The 20,981-nt window shown below is 35.3% G+C and carries 12 protein-coding genes; all 12 read left to right on the forward strand.

Features of this window, described 5'->3' with window-relative positions:
- Positions 1 to 2 precede the first annotated feature (2 nt).
- The 12 genes from ACPF9A_RS20370 to ACPF9A_RS20425 all read left to right on the forward strand — a co-directional run bounded on the left by ACPF9A_RS20370 (position 3) and on the right by ACPF9A_RS20425 (position 20,980).
- Positions 3 to 713: a hypothetical protein gene (locus ACPF9A_RS20370; RefSeq protein WP_423999934.1), complete on the forward strand. Its 711-nt coding sequence runs from the start codon at positions 3 to 5 to the stop codon at positions 711 to 713.
- Positions 714 to 727: 14 nt separating this feature from the next.
- Positions 728 to 2,794 (forward strand): SPFH domain-containing protein, encoded by a 2,067-nt coding sequence (locus ACPF9A_RS20375; protein ID WP_423999936.1) that lies wholly within the window; start codon positions 728 to 730, stop codon positions 2,792 to 2,794.
- A gap of 157 nt (positions 2,795 to 2,951) precedes the next feature.
- On the forward strand, positions 2,952 to 7,841 hold the full coding sequence (locus ACPF9A_RS20380) for a DNA repair ATPase (protein WP_423999938.1): 4,890 nt from the start codon (positions 2,952 to 2,954) through the stop codon (positions 7,839 to 7,841).
- Between the two features lie 97 nt (positions 7,842 to 7,938).
- On the forward strand, positions 7,939 to 8,385 hold the full coding sequence (locus ACPF9A_RS20385) for a KTSC domain-containing protein (RefSeq protein WP_423999940.1): 447 nt from the start codon (positions 7,939 to 7,941) through the stop codon (positions 8,383 to 8,385).
- 31 nt (positions 8,386 to 8,416) lie between these two features.
- Positions 8,417 to 9,718: a DEAD/DEAH box helicase gene (locus ACPF9A_RS20390; protein ID WP_423999942.1), complete on the forward strand. Its 1,302-nt coding sequence runs from the start codon at positions 8,417 to 8,419 to the stop codon at positions 9,716 to 9,718.
- A gap of 37 nt (positions 9,719 to 9,755) precedes the next feature.
- Positions 9,756 to 11,306, forward strand: coding sequence for an SDR family NAD(P)-dependent oxidoreductase (locus tag ACPF9A_RS20395; protein ID WP_424004543.1), 1,551 nt, complete (start codon positions 9,756 to 9,758; stop codon positions 11,304 to 11,306).
- A 127-nt stretch (positions 11,307 to 11,433) separates the two neighbouring features.
- Positions 11,434 to 13,392 carry a hypothetical protein gene (locus tag ACPF9A_RS20400; RefSeq protein ID WP_423999944.1) on the forward strand — a complete coding sequence of 653 codons (1,959 nt, stop codon included), beginning with the start codon at positions 11,434 to 11,436 and terminating at the stop codon, positions 13,390 to 13,392.
- Positions 13,393 to 13,395: 3 nt separating this feature from the next.
- Positions 13,396 to 14,229, forward strand: coding sequence for a DUF2490 domain-containing protein (locus ACPF9A_RS20405; protein ID WP_423999946.1), 834 nt, complete (start codon positions 13,396 to 13,398; stop codon positions 14,227 to 14,229).
- 22 nt (positions 14,230 to 14,251) lie between these two features.
- Positions 14,252 to 15,088, forward strand: a complete 837-nt coding sequence (locus ACPF9A_RS20410) for an MORN repeat-containing protein (RefSeq protein ID WP_423999948.1) — start codon at positions 14,252 to 14,254, stop codon at positions 15,086 to 15,088.
- A 169-nt stretch (positions 15,089 to 15,257) separates the two neighbouring features.
- Entirely contained in the window at positions 15,258 to 18,260 is a 3,003-nt protein-coding gene (locus ACPF9A_RS20415; protein ID WP_423999950.1) for a WD40/YVTN/BNR-like repeat-containing protein, read from the forward strand.
- A 159-nt stretch (positions 18,261 to 18,419) separates the two neighbouring features.
- Entirely contained in the window at positions 18,420 to 19,760 is a 1,341-nt protein-coding gene (locus ACPF9A_RS20420) for a TolC family protein (RefSeq protein WP_423999952.1), read from the forward strand.
- Positions 19,757 to 20,980 carry an efflux RND transporter periplasmic adaptor subunit gene (locus ACPF9A_RS20425; RefSeq protein WP_423999954.1) on the forward strand — a complete coding sequence of 408 codons (1,224 nt, stop codon included), beginning with the start codon at positions 19,757 to 19,759 and terminating at the stop codon, positions 20,978 to 20,980. The genes ACPF9A_RS20420 and ACPF9A_RS20425 overlap by 4 nt, the downstream gene beginning before the upstream one ends.
- Position 20,981: the final 1 nt, after the last annotated feature.

A 20,981-nucleotide genomic window follows, 5' to 3' on the forward strand; every position in this document is an offset into this window, starting at 1 on the left:
ATTTGAATCAACTAATAGACATATTATTTTCTGAGGTAAATATCACGCTAACATTATTACTGATAGTTCTTCTGGTATACTGGATCATTACTATGATAGGTGGTCTTGACTTCGATATAGACGTTGATGTTGATATTGACATCGATGCCGATGTAGACCTTGACTCTGGTATTGAAGGTGGTAATCTTGATTTTGAAGATATCTCTAATACCGAAGTCAACCAAGATGATATCATTGGTAAAAGACGTAGACCTTTAAAGTGGTGGCAAATATTTTTGATTTATTTCAATTTTGTCGGACTCCCTTTTATGTTCACGTTTACCTGTTGGATATTTATGTGGTGGTTGATTACAACACTAATAACTACATTGACGTTTACCTATGATAATTTTATTGGCTTCATTATAATGCTAGCTGCTTTTTTTCCGGCTTTGTTCATTAATAAATTGTTTACAACGCCGTTTAAGGGCTTTTTTAAGCACTTAAATAAAGATGGCGATGCACCTGTAGACTTTTTAGGCCGAGAAGCAATTTTATTATCTAACATCAGTGAAGATAAAATGGGTAATGCAGAAGTGAAGGCAGAAGGTAACAGCCATTCAATTTATGTGAAATCTTTAGACAAAAAGCCATTAACATATGGTAGTACGGTTTTAATCATTAAAAGATCTGCGGATCATACATACTTTTTAGTTCAATCATATAATCAATAAATCTTAAATCATTTATGGAATCCATCTTTTCAATTATCGGTATAGGTCTCGGGATCATCCTCTTCCTTATCATCGTTTATTTTGCAATTATTGCAATGTTCTACAAAAAAGTTCATCAAGGTCAAGCCCTGGTAAGAACCGGATTTGGAGGAACTAAAGTAGCAACGGACAAAGGACTTTACGTTGTACCAGTATTTCATAGGGTCGAAATAATGGATATTTCTGTTAAGAAAATTCAAATCGAAAGACTCGCTACCGAAGGACTAATTTGTAAGGATAACATGCGTGCCGATATAAAAGTGGCATTCTTCGTTAGAGTAAACAATGAAGTTGATTTTATTAAAAAAGTAGCACAAACTATTGGGGTTCAAAGAGCATCTCGTCAAGAAACCTTAGAAGAACTATTTGAAGCTAAGTTTTCTGAGGCTTTAAAAACTGTTGGTAAAAAGTTTGATTTCATTCAATTATACGAAGCTCGTAGAGAGTTTAGAGATGAAATCGTTGACATCATCGGTACAGACCTTAATGGGTATACTTTAGAAGATTGTGCTATTGATTACCTAGAACAAACCGCTGTTGCGCACTTAAAAGCTGATAATATTCTTGATGCAGAAGGTATTAAGAAAATCAACGATTTAACTGCCGCTCAAAATGTGCAGTCAAACCTTATTAAACGTGATGAAGAGAAAACCATTCGTAAGCAAGATGTTGAAGCCCGTGAAGCTATTCTGGAACTTGATAAGCAATTAGCTGAAAAAGAAGAACAGCAAAAAAGAGAGATTGCGAATATTAAGTCTCGTGAAGAGGCTGAAATTTTAAAGGTTTCTGAAGAAGAGCTTCTGAAGTCTGAAACCGCTCGTATCGCCACTCGCGAAAAAGTAAAAGTTGCCGAAGAAAATATGGAGCGCCAAATAATAGTTGCCCTAAAAAATAAGCAACGTACCGAAGCCGTAGAAACTGAAAGAGTAGAAAAAGACAGACTTTTAGAGGCTACAGAAAGAGAAAGAGTCGTTACTCTTGCCCAAATTGAGAAAGAGAAAGTAGTTGAAGTTGAGAAAAAGAACATTCAAGATGTTATTCGAGATCGTGTTACTCTTGAAAAAGGAGTTGTGGAAGAGCAAGAAAACATGAAAGATATTCAAGCTTTTAAGACTGCTGATCGAGATAAGCGAGTAAAAATTACTGTTGCAGAAGCAAGCGCCGAAGAAGCTTTAATAAAAACGATTAAGGCTGCAGAGGCTCAAAAAGAAGCTGCAAAGCAAAAAGCTGAAGAAATTAACATCGAAGCATTAGCACATAAAGAAGCTAGTGAAAAAGAAGCCGAAGCTCGTAAAATCTTAGCGGAAGCTCAAGCGAAAGAAGAAGCAACTGTTGGTATGTCTGAAGCTCAGGTTATGCATGCCAAAGCTGATGCTTACGAGCGTGAGGGAATTGTTCAAGCAATTATCATTGAGAAAAAAGCTAAAGCAGAAGCTGCAGGTATCGAAGCAAAGGCTGAAGCGAAACGCAAAGATGGGTTGGCAGAAGCTGCTGTTATCAAAGAAAAAGCTTTAGCAGATGCCGCTGGTATTGAAGAGAAAGCTAATGCAATGAAGAAGTTAGATGGTGTTGGTAAAGAGCACGAAGAATTTAAATTGCGCTTAAATAAAGAACTACAAGTTGATCTTGCTCATATCAATATTCAGAAAGATATAGCAGATGCTCAGGCACAAGTTATTGGTGATGCATTAAAAGCAGCAAAAATTGATATTGTTGGTGGTGAAACGATGTTCTTTGATCAAATTATCGGACAAATTACCAGAGCCAAAGGATATGATAGATTGGTTGCAAACAGCACCAACATACAAGATGTAAAAGATGCTATTTTAGGTAGTGATGATGTTAAAGGTAACTTATTAGAGAAGGTAAAAGAATTCGCTGATAAATACGGAATTTCATCTGAAGATCTTAAAAATGTAACTATTGCTAATTTACTGATGGACTTAAAAGCAAAGTCTAACGACAATGAAGAGCAAACACTTTTTAGTAACCTATTTAATCTTGCAAAAGGATTAGGTATGGGCGATAAAAAGCTAAAGTAAACTACCTCAGAGGTAAATCCACGAAACATTGCACATAAACAACTGTGAAATTTCGTGGTAAGCCTAGAAGTGTTATCATCTCGATTATCGAGTAAATGCTTTTCAATGAGTGATTTAAAGTAAATTATTAATGTAATACTAAAGTCTAGTTACTTTTATGGCAGAAGAATCCCGAACAGACAAAACGGAAGAACATATTTTAGATGGTGGTACTTACGATGTAATTAAAAACCGACTGCAGAAGCAGAAAGAATTATTACAGAGTAAGCTCATCGAACTAAATGATGACAGAAAAACCGTATTCGGCTCACTAGAAACAAAACTTATTGCAAATGCCAGAATCAATACAGAAAATAACTGTATTGCACGCGACATTGTTTCTTTTGGTGATACGTGTCTGTTCGGGTATAATGTTCATTTCGGACTCAGAACCGAGATAACTATTAAAGACGTTTTTAGTAGTTTCACTTTTACAGACAACAGTTTTAAAGCTGCAAATCTTGATTTGTTAAATGATGAAACATTTAAAACAGATTTTACCAACTTATACAAATACTACAGAAATACGATATTTTCCAATTTTGCCATCATCGGAAATTATCTTCATATGGTTTTTCAGTTAAGCGAAAGTCCGACTGATATTAAAACTTTTAAATGGCTACTGGTCGATAATGCTTTAAAGTATATTGATAACCGTAGTGAACATGAATACAGATTTCCGGTTCAACAAGAATTTAAATGGCAAGAAGCTACACGAGACATGCAACGTTATGGTGTGCATCCTCACGTATCTATTAAAGACCGTGTTTTTGTAGAAACTATTGGTGGTGATCTTACTATCAAAATTGAAGATAACACTGCTGAAGGCAAAGGTATCTTAGATGAACCTGTAGAGTACGTTGATCAAACTCTTGATGATGGTCAGTATCGTTTTGGAGATTTGGGTAATCTCTTAATATTAGAAATAAAACCGTTTCAAGAATCGCCTCGCTACTTTGTTTTTAATGACAAAATGAAGGAGGTTCAGAAAATTGAATCCGTTAAAAATGCCTGTATTTTATTGCCAGATGACCAGGGAATCATATTTCCTACGGGTTATTATTTACAAACAGGGGAGTATCACATTTTTGATAATACCATTCCTAATGTAAAATTTCAAGAACGTATTGTTTCTCCGAACGGAGAAGATTTTCTGTACGTTTTTTATTCTGCTGCAGAAGGGCTGTATAACCTTATGTCTTATAACATTATAAGTCAGGTTATTAAAACGCCTATTATCTGTAACGGATTTACAATTTTAGAAAATGGTGAACTTTGTTACTTTAAAACGGAGCAAGAGCAAACCAAACATCATGTGGTTCAAATATGGCAAACTCCGTATTTAAAAGGAGATTACGTGCCTTCTCAACATGAAGATACACTGCTTTATAAAATAGGAAACAAAGATATTGTAAAGGCTATGGCAGAAGTCAATAGCTTAATTACATTGTTGAATAAAAACGATAATTACGCCGGATTATATAGTGATATTGCAAAGTTCTCGAAAGATATATTAGATGCGTATTATTGGCTGCCTGAACCAGATACACATCAATTAAATGAGCCTATTGAAGAAATCAACAAAGCATCTAACGCTGCTATTGATGAGTTTGAAAAGGTAGTACAACTTCGTAAAAATGCTCAAAATCAGTCTAAATTAATACAGCAAAACTCAGAAGAGTTATTTAATAAAATTAAAAGTACCTCATTTAAAAGTATTGATGAGTTTGTTGCACTACTTACTAGACTACGATCTTTAAGAGGCGAAGCTATTTCGCTAAAAGAAGTGAGGTATATTGATTTGGAGTATTTAGAAGTACTCGAAGAGCAAATAGGAGAACAAACCAAGAAAATATCTGAACGCTGTGTTCAATTTCTTTTGAATCCGAATGCGCTACAACCATATCACGATGCTTTAAAAGACAAGAAGGATTTTATTGCCAAAGTTGAAAAGGTAATTGAAGCTAAAGAAAAAGAAGAAGAAATTAATGAAATCAGTGCCGATCTTGAAATGCTGATCGATATTGTTTCTAATTTAGAAATTGAAGATACTGCTCATTCCACCAAAATAATCGATGATATTTCATTGATTTTCTCTACCATTAATGAGCTTAAAGCTGCTTTAAAAAACAAGAGGAATTCTCTTGGCATATCTGAAGCTAAAGCGGAGTTTGCTGCACAGTTGAAATTGATAGATCAAAGTATCATCAATTATCTAGATATGGCAGCTACACCAGAAAAGTGTGATGAATATCAAACAAAAACATCGATACAATTAGAAGAACTCGAGGGTAAATTCACTGATTTTGAAGAGTTTATCGAAACTATCATTGAAAAGAGAGAAGAGGTATATGCTGCGTTCGACTCCAGAAAGAACTCTTTAATTGAAAAGCGGAATAAGAAATCTAGTGCATTAGCAAATGCATCTAGCAGAATATTAAAAGGTGTTCAGAAAAAGGCACAGAGTTTTAATTCTGCCGTAGAAATCAACGGATACTTTGCTTCAGATTTAATGATTAATAAGCTTCGAGATATCATTTCTCAATTACAAGAGCTTGATGATAGCGGTAAAGCCGAAGAGATTGAAACACAACTTAAGACAGCTCGGGAAGATGCACTTAGAAAGTTAAAAGATAAGCTAGACCTTTATGAAGAAGGCGATAGTATAATTCGCTTAGGAAAACACAAATTCGGAGTAAATAAGCAACAGTTAGACTTAACTATTGTTTTTCATAATAATGAACTTAATTATCATTTAACAGGTACCGATTTTTATAAGGTACTGAATAACGAAGAGTTCATTAAAAACCGACATTTATGGGATCAAGAATATGTTTCAGAAACTGATGATATCTATCGTTCAGCTTATTTAGCATATAAGATATTTAGAAATTTCACTGAAGAAGATTTGCTTCCGCTAAGCGAAGAAGAGCTTTTGAAAGTTGTTCAAGAACAAAGTAGAAATGATTATTCTGAAGGTTATATTAAAGGGGTTCATGATGTAGATGCATCAAGAATACTAAGGCTTTTAGTACATAAGCACCATGAATTAGATTTGCTTACATACCGACCAGAAATTCGTGGTTATGCCCAATTTTTCTGGAACGATTTAGATAAGGATATTAAGAGTGAAATAGATAAAGGTTTAAAGGCTGCTGGTGAAGTTTTACAGTACTTCCCAGAATCTAAAGAGTACGCCTCGATTATAGAGGAATTAAAAAAGAAAATTGAGGTATTTTCTACAGATACAAAATTATTTGATTCACTTTTAAGCGAAGATATTGCTGCATATTTGTTCGAAGAACTGAAATCTGATTCTGAGTTTGTCTACAGTAGCTTTGCCCTTCAATTAAAGGATGAGTTTTTAAAATTACTTAAATCGCAACAGGCAGATTTAAAGTTTAAGAAAAGTGTAGAAGAATCTGCCAATCTTGCAACTAGGGTTCGCTTAGTGAAGCAATGGGTAGGTGCATTTTTAAAATCTAAAAAAGACGTTGACGATTTAACAAACAGTAATAGATACGAAAATGAAATTGTCGCAGCCATTTTGTTTAGAGATGAATCTTCTTCTAAAATTAAAGCTGTTTCGCCTAATGAAATTTTAAAAGCCTTAAGAGGTTCTCATGCTACAATTGTAAAAGGCGTCTATTCATTCAATTACCATGATTTTATCTCTAGGTTGAATTTATTCGTATTAGATGAAGTTCCTGCTTTTCTTAAATTTAAAAAGACGAAGCTTGAAATCACCGAGAAATTAAAGACCGATTTAAAGTTAGAAGAGTTTAAGCCAAGAGTACTTACCTCTTTCGTACGAAACAAATTAATAGATGAAGTTTATTTACCAATTTTCGGGAATAATTTAGCTAAACAATTGGGTACAGTAGGGGCGAACAAACGTACCGATAGAATGGGTATGTTGCTGTTGATATCTCCGCCAGGTTACGGTAAAACTACCTTGATGGAATACATTGCTAATCGCTTAGGTCTAATTTTCGTTAAGATTAACGGACCAGCAATTGGTCATGAGGTAACCAATGTTGATCCTGCCTCTGCAAAGAACAGTGCTGCTCGAGAAGAACTTAAAAGATTGAATCTTGCTTTTGAAATGGGAAATAATGTGATGCTCTATATCGATGATATTCAGCATTGCAATCCGGAGTTTCTACAGAAATTTATATCGCTATCAGATGGTACCCGTAAAATAGAAGGTGTTTATGAGGGTCAACCTAAAACATACGATTTACGCGGTAAAAAATTCTGCGTTATTATGGCGGGTAACCCATATACGGAAAGCGGAGATAAATTTCAGATTCCTGATATGCTAGCCAATCGTGCCGATATTTATAACCTTGGTGATATTATTGGCGAAACCGAGCATTTATTCAGACTTAGCCTTATTGAAAATTCGCTTACCGCAAATCCTATTTTACAACAATTGGCGAGTAAAGAATTTGACGATGTATATACCTTGGTTGAACAAATTGAGTCTAAGTCTGACGAAGGTCAACTTATAGGTAACCATTCTAGCCAAGAGGTTGAAGAATATAAAAAAGTACTTGAGAAAGTTTTAAGGGTACGAGATGTATTGTTGAAAGTAAATGCAACATATATTAAAAGTGCAGCCATGCAAGACGAATATCGTACAGAACCTTCTTTTAAACTTCAAGGTTCTTATCGAGACATGAATAAATTAGTGGCTCAGATTGTACCCATTATGAACGAAAAAGAACTAAACACCATGTTACGTTCACATTACGAGAATGAAGCGCAAACTTTGACTGGTTCAGCAGAAGCTAATTTATTAAAGTACAATGAGTTAATAGGCAATCTTTCAATTGAAGAAGATACACGCTGGAGCGCTATTAAGGAGCAATTTGTAAAGAATAATAAAATCAAAAGTTTTGGCAATGCTAACGAGATGGCACAAGTGCTTTCTCAAATGATGGAATTTTCTGAAAATCTTGCAGGTATTAAGTCCGTTCTTGAAAAAGGTCTAAATAATGAGTAACTATTTTTTAATCAATTAATTTTTTCTTTTATTCCTGAAATTCAGGCATCCACGTCAAAATAAAGATGTAATTTTGCACCCGCAAAAAAGCTGCATTATGAAGCGTATTAATGAATATAAAAAACTCTTCGGAGTTGAAAAAGAAATTGAACTTAAAGCACTTAAGTCTACTTACAGAAATTTGGTGAAAGAATGGCACCCAGATAAATTTCAAGAAGGTGATGACAAAAGAGAAGAGGCTGAAGTTCAAAGTCGTCGTATCATTGACGGATACCACTTTTTAGTGAGTATCGCTCCAGAAACTAAAGAGGCTAACAAAGAGGTGTACAACGAGTCTATTAACTCTGGTGTTGCCGATTTTCAGCACAACGGTTTGGTATTAGAGGTTACTTTTGTTGATGGTGCTACTTACGAGTATTTCGGAGTAACGAAGCCTATTTTTCAGAAAATGATCAATTCTAACAAATTGAACAGATTCGCGAAAAGAAGTATTTTTCCAAACTATTTGTACAGAAAATCGAAACGTGACCTTCAAGAGGCATAATCGAATATAAATTAACGGTGATTAAAGACGCATGAAAAATCAAGAAGAGATTTTATCAAAATTGAATATTGATGCGTTAAATCCGATGCAAGAGAGCGCGTTAGATGCTATCTCATCATCGAATAATACCATATTACTTTCTCCGACCGGTACAGGAAAAACCTTGGCTTTTCTTTTACCGGTTTTAGATTTTATGGACCATGACAATCCTGAAGTTCAGGTATTGATTTTAGTTCCTTCTCGCGAATTAGCTATTCAGATAGAACAGGTTATTCGTAATATGGGTACTGGTTTTAAAGTGAATGCCATTTATGGTGGTAGAGCTATGTCTAAAGATAAAATTGAACTAAAGCATACTCCTGCAATTTTAATAGGTACTCCTGGTAGAATATTAGACCATTTTATAGCAAATCGTTTTACTAAAGACCATATTAAAACATTGATTCTTGACGAATTCGATAAATCTTTAGAAGTTGGTTTTGAAGAGGAGATGAGTGAAATTCTAGCGGAACTGACTAACCTTAAAAAACGTATTCTTACTTCAGCAACTGAGGGTGTTAAGATTCCGAAATTTGTGGGTATGGAGAATCCGAAGCGTGTTAACTTTCTCAACAAAGTTACTCCGTCACAACTTACCATTAGCATTGTAATTTCCGAAGACAAAGACAAGTTGAAAACACTTGTGCAATTGTTGAAATATATAGGTGAAGAACCGGGTATTATCTTTTGCAATTTTAAAGAAAGTATTGATAGTGTTAGTGACTATTTAAGTCAGAAACGCATTCAGCATGAGTGCTTTTCGGGTGGTATGGAACAGAAAGACCGAGAGCGTGCTTTAATCAAATTTAGAAATGGTAGTAGTCGTATATTGGTTGCTACAGATTTAGCTGCTAGAGGAATAGACATCCCCGAATTAAAATTCATCATTCATTACGAATTACCACATCGTATTGAAGAGTTTACCCACCGTAATGGTCGAACTGCGCGTGTAAATGAAACAGGAACTGCCTATGTTTTACAATGGGACCAAGAATCTTTACCTCCTTTTATAAAGAAGTCTAAACCTATAAACATTGGTAAAACTAATACCTTAGGAGATCCTCTTTGGGAAACCTTATTTATTTCTGGCGGAAGAAAAGATAAAATATCTAAAGGTGATATTGCGGGACTTTTCTTTAAGCAAGGTGGATTGATTAAAGAGCAATTAGGCGATATTGAACTTAAGCAAGATTGCGCATTTGTAGCAGTACCTAAAAGCAAATCAGATAAACTTGTAAACGAGTTAAACAACTCCAGATTAAAAAAGAAAAAAGTGCGTATTACCGTACTTTAATCATAGTTAGTATTTTTGCCCTTTTTAAGGTAGTATGATGAAGGATAAACAACACGAGAACGAAACTGAAATCGATTTAACCGAGATTGAAAGTTGTATTGAAATTTTAAATCGTTTGGTAACCGATACCAACCAAATATTTGAAATTCCTGAAGATAGAAGAATTGCCTTAATTAAAGTTGCCGGTCAGTTATCTCGCCCTAACAAGCAAGAGTTTGCTAAAAGGGTTAAAGACGCCAAGCGTAACGAAAAAAGAAAGCAAGCAGTTCGCGATAAGCATGCTCGTAAAGAAACTGGAATTCGTAGTGCTCGCGAGGCGCATGTTTTTGTTGCCCCGAAATTATTATCTGCCGCTGTTTTAGAAACTAAAGATTTACCCGAACTTACCACACCTCGTAATTGCTACGTTTGCAAGGCTGAGTTTACACAACTTCATCATTTTTATGATACCATGTGTACCGATTGTGGTGATTTCAATTATGCGAAAAGATTCCAGAATGCCAATGTTAAAGGTCAGGTTGCAATTATTACCGGGTCTCGTTTAAAAATTGGTTATCATATCACATTAATGCTACTTCGTGGTGGAGCGACTGTTATTGCAACAACCCGTTTTCCTGTAGATTCTGCACTTCGTTTTTCGAAAGAGGAAGATTTTACGGAGTGGGGACACCGACTTAAAATTCACGGTTTAGATTTACGTCATATACCTAGTGTTGAAATTTTCTGCAATTTTATTGAGCAGCAATACGATAAATTAGATATTCTTATCAATAATGCTGCACAAACAGTACGCAGACCTGCAGGCTTCTATCATCATTTAATGGAGAATGAAGAACGCGAGTTTTCTACTTTACCAAAGTTTGCCCAAATGGTATTGAGCGACCATGAAAGTTGTTTAGATGAATTAAAATCGTTCAGTACTAAAGCTTCTCCTAATCAAAACATGCCTGTTACTTGGCACGGACCAGAGCCTGGTATTGGTTTACGTGCTTCTGCTAAGCTGTCTCAAATTCCGTATAGTTTTGATAATGCGTTGGTTGCCCAAGAGGTTTTCCCAACAGGAGAATTGGATGCCGATTTACAACAGGTAGATTTACGTAAAACGAATAGCTGGCGCTTAAAGCTAGGCGAGATAGAAACCACCGAAATGATTGAGGTTCAGCTAGTTAATTCCGTTGCACCATTTGTACTTTGTAATCGTTTGGCTGAGTTGATGAAGAAAGAGAACACGGGTCAGAAGCATATTATTAACGTAACGGCGATGGAAGGTAAATTCCACCGTTTCTTCAAAGAATCTCGTCACCCACATACCAACATGGCGAAGGCAGCCTTGAATATGCTAACACATACTGCTGCCGGTGAATTGGCTAAAGACGGAATTTTTATGAATGCTGTCGATACGGGTTGGGTAACCGATGAAGATCCTGCTGAATTGGCTAAAAAGAAACAAGAAGTTCACGATTTTCAACCTCCTTTAGATATTGTTGATGGTGCTGCTCGTGTAATGGATCCTTTGTTTGACGGTATTAACACTGGAAAACATTGGTGTGGTAAATTCTTAAAAGACTATTTTCCAATAGATTGGTAGTTACATTATTCTTAAAAAATGTTGTTTTTATTGCCGCATTCTAAATTGTTTAGAAACATTTAATAAAAAGTCAAAACTCTTACCGTTCTAATTTACTAGTCTGAATCTATTTTCGTTTTTTTGCGGCATGATTAGGCTAACTATCAAACCATTACTACAATTTCTTGTATTTATAGTTGTCGGAATTTCTATTCCGAGCAGCGCTCAAGAAACGCAAACGTATGACGGACCTTTACAAATAGGTAAGTATAACGGAAAAGCAACGTATTCTTATAAACTTGTTGAGAACGATACTGTTCTCGACGGCGATTTTACGGTACTACGTTCAAATCTTCAAGAACTTTTAGAGAAGCAAGATTACTCCTTTCAATTTAAAGGAGCTTTCGTTGATGGCACCGCAAACGGACCATGGAAGTTTCAATTTGGGGAATTCAATTCTAAAAGTCAGTCTGAAGTTATAGATTACCAATACCGTGTTCTCGTTAGCGGAATTCAGAAATCTGCTACTGGAAAAATCCAAATGGGCAAACCCAATGGTAAATGGACCATTTTAGAAGAACAAATTGAAAATTCTAAAATATCAAATACCTTGTTTAAGAGTGTTGTTTCTTTTGACAACGGTATTCCACAACAGAATTTTAGTATAAATAATGAAGATTATACGCTAGTAGGTAGATTTCTACGAGATGGTTTGGCTCATGATGAGTGGTCGTTGTTTCCTTCAAACGGAATGGACCAATCTGAAAGCTGGTATTTTAAAGATGGCTTATTGCAATCGATTAAGGTGGATGACGAAAGTGATCATAAAACCATAAAAGGATACAAAGACTATAACGGACAAACTAAAATCATCAATCTAAATGCTGGTTATATTCAAGCTTTAGAAATTCAACTTTCGCAAGTAGATGTTGACATTCTACATCATAATAGTTTACCTGAACTTTTAAAGCAAAATGCAGCACGTTACCAAGAGGTTGATGGTATATTATCTGAATTAGGTAAGTCAGAATTTCTTCCTGAATTTAAAGTTAAGGTTCCTTATTACCCATTAGATTCTTTAGAAGTTCAAAAGGTTGATAGCATTGTATCCTATTATAAAAAAGCAAATGAATTAAGTGAATCTATACTCCATAATTCACAGCTGAATATTCTAAGATTATCTGATACCAATACAGCGTATCAGTACAATACGGTACTTCACTTAAAGGAAAATTTCTTAAAACCTATTGAAGAAATTGTAAGTTATGATTCTTTAAAAATTCTAGAATATACATCGCGAGAGCAATTGGTAAATCACGTTTTTGCAAACGGAATGCCAAAATCTGAAATGGATATTAAGATGCAAATAGATAGTATTGAATCGTCTAAATTATATTCGATTCCATCTACCTCTTTAATAAATACTTCAAATTCAAATATCGAGAATATTGAAGCCGTTGCTAAAATGGGTTATGACGGCATTCTGTCTATCGCTAACGAGGTTAAAGAAACGTTAGCGCAAGAAAAAAGACAAAATGAATTAGCTAGTTTAGAAGAGGAAATCATATTGCAGAACGATTCATTGGTAACTTTTATTGAATCAATAAAGGATAGTGTGCCACTAAAATATGCCAATTCTTTACATAAAATTAAATCTTTTGCTAGTACTACGTTGAGCGATTATTCAAAAGTAAAAACTGCTCAAAACAGATTATCTGCCGCTAGAAATACGGTTGTATGTCTTGACAATTTAAACGATTTATCAAGAACAGTTTCGCAAATGCCAGTATACCATACGGCTATAAAAGAAAGTTATACCGATCGTATTTGGAATCCGTTTATGGCAACATTAATGGATGAGGATATTAAAAAGAAAATCACATCAGCCTATTCCAAAATTTTAGAACCTTACTTCTTAACTGAAATAGAACAATATATATCGTGTGAGATTATTGAAGATTTAAACAGCACCATTACAGCTACGTACAAAAAAGTTCTAGAACTAAAAGATCAAGATACCAAAAAGCTAGAACGAAAGCTCAAAAAAGAAAAAAATCCCGTATCAGTATTAAAGATGTTGAATGTACAAAACACTACAAAGCAATAGCCTATGAAAACGTTTCGTACACACATCGTAAAGCTTTCATATTTAATGCTTTTCGCCTTAGTTTTTCAAGGATTAGCACAAGAAAAAGAAGCCGTAGAATTGCCAGAATATTCGAAATATAAAGATTTAGGCACCAAAACCTGGATCAATACTTACGGGAATATTAGAATAAGCAAGCGCTTATTTTGGGATGCTCAAACGCATTTAAGATTAGAGGAAACTGAAGCTACACCATTTTTTGGGCAAGTAGCTCAGGTTTACAATAGACATGCTATTGGGTACATACACTCGAAATATTTCAATGTTCGTTTAGGCGGGGTGTTACGTTTAAACTTCAATACAGATGAAGCATCTACGGATCGTAATCTAGTACCTGAATGGCGTATTTGGCATCAGTATCAATTTGCGCAGTCATTGGCAAGTATGATGATTTATCACCGTATTCGTATTGAACATCGTTGGACACAAAGTTTTGTGGAGAATAGTGAATACATATTTAGAAACCGATGGAGGTATATGTTTAGAATGAAAATTCCTTTGAACGATCATAAGCTAAAAACTAAGACATTGTACATTGCACCAGAAGCAGAATTAATTATGCAAAGTGGAAAAGCCGTTGTCGCTAGCCCGATGGAAGATTTACGATTAACAACAACATTAGGTTATATTCTTACACCAAGATTAACCGTTGCGGCGGGGGCAATGTATTCACAAGGGCAAGATTTAGCCAATGGCGGATATTACAAGCAAAGTTGGGCGATGCGTTTTCACGTATATTTCTCTCCAGATTTCAGAAAGGTAAAAAACAAACTACCTGAAATTCACTTAACAGATTAATACCATAGAGCAAACAAACACTATGAAAAAAAGAGATGTAATATTGTACGGTCTGTTAGCCATCATATCTGTATTGGCAATTTATTTTGGTATCAAATCTAGCACACTTCAAAATGAGATAGGGGAGAGTAGCAAGACAAAAAAGGAGTTAGATGTTCTAGTAACCGGTAATAAAGAATTAGTAGCCATAGATTCTGTTTTAATGCGAGGCGATTATGACAAAGCAATTGAATCTTATACTACTACGCTTCAAAATCACGAAGAGCTGAATACGGTTATTCCATTACGTATCGCTCTTGTCCAAAAATTAATGGAAAATAATATTGCAAATACTTCTAATAAGGGAATTGAAAAAATCTCGGTCGATTCAACTGCTATTGCCACAGTTTCGGAAAGTGAAACTAGAAGTATCGATTCATTAAATTTTGCATTAGAAAAAGCTCGAGTTCAATTGAGTAATATGCGTAAGCAGTTGAACAATAAATCATTTGGCGAATACCTTAGTTTCACAAGTAAAAAAGGAACTGCCTTGCACTATGTCGGTCAAGTTAAAAACAACAAAGCAAATGGTGCAGGTATTGCCGTACTTGAAACCGGTAGTAGGTATGAAGGCGAATGGAAAGACAATTTACGTGAGGGTAATGGTACATTTTACTGGCCTGATGGTGAATATTACATTGGCAGCTACAAAGATGACATGCGAAATGGCGAAGGCACTTATTTTTGGCCTAACGGTGAAAAATACAAAGGACAGTGGAAAAATGACAAGCGAAATGGTAAAGGTATTTTTCATAAAAAAGAAGGTTCGGTCATAAGCGGCATCTGGGAAAATGATAAACTTAAAGATACTGACAAGTAGATAATACATTATAATATCAGCTTATTATAAAAATTTCTCCAATGAGATTACGTCAAATCTTAATATGTAATTGTCAAAATAAGAAAATCGTAAAAATCACTTTGAACGTATGTTTTACGTAACAGTTTAAGTAACTTTAGGTCTTAACCAAACTATTACTCAGACCTAAATGAAATCGTTCTTTCTTTACCTAGCCTTTGCATCGTTCATATGCATTTCCTCATCAGTTTTTTCTCAAGATTTTTCAGCATTGGAGTATCGTACTATTGGTCCGTCGCGCGGTGGTCGTGTTACTACGGTTACGGGTACACCTAGCTTACCGGGTACTTTTTACCTAGGTGCATCTGGTGCCGGTGTTTGGAAAACCGATGATTATGGTACATCTTGGAATAATATTTCTGACGGATTTTTTGACACTCCTTCTATTGGCGCGATCGAAGTTGCTCTTAATGACCCTAATATCGTTTATGTGGGAACTGGTTCGGACGGACTGCGTAGTAACATCATCAGCGGAAAAGGTGTTTATAAGTCTATAGATGCCGGGAAATCTTGGGACCATATTGGACTAGCTAAAGCCGGACAGATTGGTGCCGTAGAAATTGACCCTTCAAATAGTAATATCGTTTGGGTGGCTGCTATTGGCGATGCTTTTAAGGCTAATGAAGAACGAGGCATTTACAAAACCATTGATGGTGGTGTTACTTGGGAGAAGATGTTACATATATCTAACACAACCGGATTTGCAGATTTAGAGCTATTACCCGGAAACCCTAATGTTGTTTATGCTGCTGCTTGGAAAGCGCAACGTACACCTTGGACTATCATTTCTGGAGGAGAAAACAAAGAAGGCGGAATCTATAAATCTGTGAACGGAGGTAAAGATTGGATCAAACTAGAAACAGGATTACCACAAGGACTAATCGGTAAAATAGATTTAGCAGTTTCAGCAGTAGATTCAAGTATTCTTTATGCGGTAATTGAAGCTCCTGGTGATGAAGGCGGAGTTTACAAATCTGCAGACCAAGGAAAAACGTTTGTTCAAACATCTAGTAATAAAGGTTTGGTCAACAGGCCATTTTATTATACAAACATAGAGTTAGACCCAACCAATCCTGATATTGTGTATTCTAATGCCAATCCGTTATTGAAGTCTACGGATGGTGGTAAGAACTGGACAATGATGGCTGTACCACATGGTGATAACCATGATATCTGGATAAACCCCAATAATCCTAATTTATTGATTCAGTGTAATGATGGTGGTGCCAATGTTTCTCATAATGGTGGTAAAACATGGTCATCGCAATTCAATCAACCAACAGCAGAAATATATCAAGTAGCAGTAGATGACCAATATCCTTATTGGATCTATGGAGCTCAACAAGATAATACCACTATAGCGATACCAAGTTCGGCACCAAGTGGAACTTCTGCTCAGGGTACCCAGGTAATGATCGAGGTTGGTGGTTGTGAAACTGGTCCGTCAATTCCTAAACCGGGCAATCACAATATCGTTTATAATAATTGTAAAGGTCGTTTTAGTGTTTATAATAAAATTACCGGTGCAGATCGAGAATATTCAATTGGAGCCTCTAATATTTATGGTCACAACCCTAAAGATTTAAAATACAGGTTTCAGCGTGTAGCTCCTGTTCACGTATCTCCACATGATCCTGATGTAGTTTATATGGGATCTCAATTTGTACATAAAACAAGAAATGACGGAGTTATATGGGAGACCATTTCTCCAGATTTAACTGCCTTTGAAGCAGATAAGCAAGTGATTTCAGGAAGTCCAATAACTAGAGACATTACCGGTGAAGAATATTACAGTACAATTTATTCGATAAGAGAATCTAAAATAAAGAAAGATCTTATTTGGACGGGATCTAATGACGGGGTTGTTTCAATAACTCAAGATGGCGGACAAACATGGTCCAATGTTACACCTAAGAAAATGCCAAAAGGCGGAAGAGTTGAATCAATTGAAGCTTCTCAATTTGACCCTGCAAAAGCATATATTTCGGTAGACAGACATTTGTTAGGTGATGCTACTCCGTATTTCTATAAAACAGCAGATTATGGTAAAACATGGGAATTGATAAGTACCACTACAAACGGAATTCCAGCTGACTATACTGCTAAAGTATTACGTGAAGACCCAGAAACTGCTGGACTTCTTTATGCAGGTACAGAATACGGAATGTTTGTTTCTCTTAATGATGGAAAACAATGGAAATCTTTTCAACAAAACTTACCAGTTACACCGATTACCGATATCATTATTAAAAGAGGAGATTTGGTTTTAAGTACTATGGGACGTGGTTTTTGGGTATTGGATAATATTACAACATTGAGAAACCCAACGGTTGCTAACTTAACCGATGCACCTGTATTATTTCAACCAGATACTACCATTAGATATCGTACGCCTAGAGGTTCGGGAGATTTTCCGAATTACCCATCAACGGGAGTACTTATTGATTATTACCTGCAAAAAGAAGGAAAGAATGATATACAGTTAGAAATACTTAATGCCAACAAGCAATCTATAACGACCATAATAAGTGATTCTACAAAGATAAAATCTACTACAGAAAAAGTGGAAGATATGAGTTTAAGTATGACTTTTAGCTACTTTGATAATAAACTAGAAACCAAAAAAGGTATTAATAGATTTCAATGGGATATGCGCCAAAAAGGAGCGTGGAACGATAAGGAATCTAGAAGATATAAAAATGGACCTATAGTACCGCCTGGAACCTATATCGCAAAATTAACCGTAGGGAAAGAAACGTTTGAACAGCCTTTTGAAATTTTGGTGGATCCACGTTTAGCAGAAGAAGGTATAGATAATACTATCATTCTTGATCACTTAGATTTTGAAAATAAAGTACTTGATTTATTAACGGAGGCCAGAAAGTTTCAATCGGAATTAGAAGCTGAAATAAAGAAAAGCACGGGTGATAAAAAACAAACTTTAGAAACTGTTTTAAAAGAGATAAAAAATGATGAAGGTGCATATCCTCAACAAATGCTGGTTGCACAAATATCCTATTTATCTTATATCGTTGGTGGTGCAGATAAAGTGCTTGGAAATGAAGAAGTAGAACGACTTAAAGACCTACAGCAACAGTTTAATTTTGTAAAAGATAAAGTAAAACTTAACTAAATATTTACTGGGCAATTGTTACGAATAACAACAATTGCCCAAAAATCTCGTCGATAGAATAAAGGTTTCCGAACAAACAAAAGGGCTAGACTTCTATTACATTCTACTAGAGAAGTATAAAGTTTCATTTTTGAAGTGTTAATTAAAAACACGCTTTAAATGAAACAATATATAATCATAGCAAGCATTTTATTTGCTCACTTTGCTTTTGCACAGGATGTAGAAACCAATACCGCCTCTAAAATATGGTCTTTAGAAGATTGTATTTCTTACGCAATAGAAAATAACATAACTATAAAAGATGCTGATTTAAATACCAGTATTTCTGAAGTAAGTTATAATAAAGCAAAATCAGCTAAGCTTCCAAACTTATTTGGCAGTGCCTCCCAAAACTTCTCTAACGGTACTTCTATTGATCCAATTACAAGTGATTACGTTTCTGACCAAATACATAGTACCAATCTTGGTATTAATAGTTCGGTAACACTCTTTCAAGGAAATCAGCTAAACAATCAGGTTAAGCAAAATCAATTGCTAGTAGAGCAGAATAGTTTATTGGCACAAGAAGCCAAAAACAATATTGTAATCAGTATTCTTGAATCTTATTTACAAACCCTATTTAGTAAAGAAGGTATTAGCATTGCGGAAAACAATTTAAGTGCTTCAGAAAAGGAAGTGCTACGAGCAAAATCTAGATTAGATGCCGGTACTATTGCATTAAGTGATTATACCGAAGCACAAAGTCAGGCAGCAACTAATAAATACAACATAATTGCTGCAAAAAATGATTACGAGCTAAACATTATCAACTTAAAACAACTACTAGAATTACCGCCCTTAGAGGATTTAACTATTGAAACGGTTGATGAGAATCAAGATTTAATAAATCTAGAATTAAACAAAGAAGCTATTTACACCAATGCCCTATCGTATTTACCTGAGGTAGATGCTAGCAAAACAAATATTTTAGTTAACGAAAAAGAGTTAGAAATAGCGAAAGGTGGTTATTTACCAACCCTTGCTTTAACAGGAAGTCTTGGTTCTGGTTACACCAGTATACGTGACAATACATTCACTGATCAATTAGATGTCAATTTTAATCAAAGGTTAGGGCTAAGTTTGAACATACCTATTTTCAATAGAAATCAGACAAAATCTGCTGTTCAGACTGCTTCATTTAATATAGAAAAAGCTGAGATTCAGAAACAAACTATTGAGAAAGAAGTAATTAAAAAGGTGGAAACAGCCTACCAAAATGCACTTTCATCACAAGAACAATTAGTGGCTGCAGAAATCTCCCAAGATGCAGCAGAACAGTCTTATAATCTAGCGCAGAAAAAATACGAGTTGGGCGACTTAAGTACTACCGATTTGGTAATTAGTCAAAACACCTTTACCAATGCGCAACAGAACTATTTACAATCAAAATACCTAAATATTTTATACCATCAATTATTACAATTCTATCAAGGAAACGATATTAAACTTAAATCAAAATGAAAAATAAAACAAAAATCATAATAGGAGGAATAGTGCTGGTAGTCTTAGCTTTTGTAGCATATAGCTTTATAAAAGGTGATGACAGCGTTGCCATTGAAGCGAAAATCATAGCCGCTAAAAAAGGTGACGTCACCACTATGGTAACTGCAACAGGTACTATTGAGCCTATAAACCAGGTTGATGTTGGTACGCAAGTCTCTGGTGTTGTCGAGAAAGTATATGTGGATTACAATAGCGTGGTTAAAGAGGGGCAATTAATTGCGGAATTAGATAAAACGAATCTTAAAGCTTCCACTACACAAGCTCAAGCTTCTTATGACAATGCTATTAGTCAAAGAAACTATTTGCAAACCATTTATGAAAGACAGAAATCATTGTACGACAATCAGGTAATTAGCAAATCAGATTTTGACGATGCTGTTTACAATTACGAAACTGCAAAGGGTACCGTTACACAACGTTTGTCTGACTTGCAACAGGCAAAAACAAACTTAGGCTATGCAAATATCTATTCTCCTATAGATGGTGTGGTACTTTCAAGAGATATTGATGAGGGGCAAACAGTAGCCGCAAGCTACAGTACACCAACACTTTTTACCATTGCACAAGATTTACAGGAGATGCAGGTAGAAGCTGATGTTGATGAGGCAGATATAGGGGTTGTAAAAGAAGGTCAACGAGTAAGTTTCACTGTTGATGCTTACCAAGGTCAAGAGTTTGAAGGTGAAGTAACACAGGTAAGATTAGACCCAACCATTACTTCAAATGTAGTTACCTACACTGTGGTTATTAAAGCTGATAATCCTGATTTAAAACTTAAACCAGGTTTAACGGCAACTATTTCTATTTACACCCTCGAATTAAAAGATGTGTTATCGGTAGAAGCAAAAGCTATCAATTTTAAGCCAACACCACCAGAAATGATGGCATATAACGAGCAGGAGAAATTAACGGTAGAGCGTCCCAATAATGGACCACGAACAACCGATGAAGAAGATGTTACCAAAGTTTGGGTTTTAGAATCTAATGGAGCTATAACTCCGAAAGAAGTGAAATTAGGTGCGAGTGATGGAGTAAACGTTCAAATTTTAAGTGGTATTAATGAAGGTGACAAATTGGTCTATAGTTTAAAATCCGAAACTACCCAGTCTGGTGTATCAGCAGGTGGTACAGAAGAGAGTCCATTTATGCCACAACGCCCAGGAGGTAAAAAGAAATAAG

The organism is Maribacter sp. IgM3_T14_3 (assembly GCF_049603095.1).
Taxonomy (GTDB): domain Bacteria; phylum Bacteroidota; class Bacteroidia; order Flavobacteriales; family Flavobacteriaceae; genus Maribacter.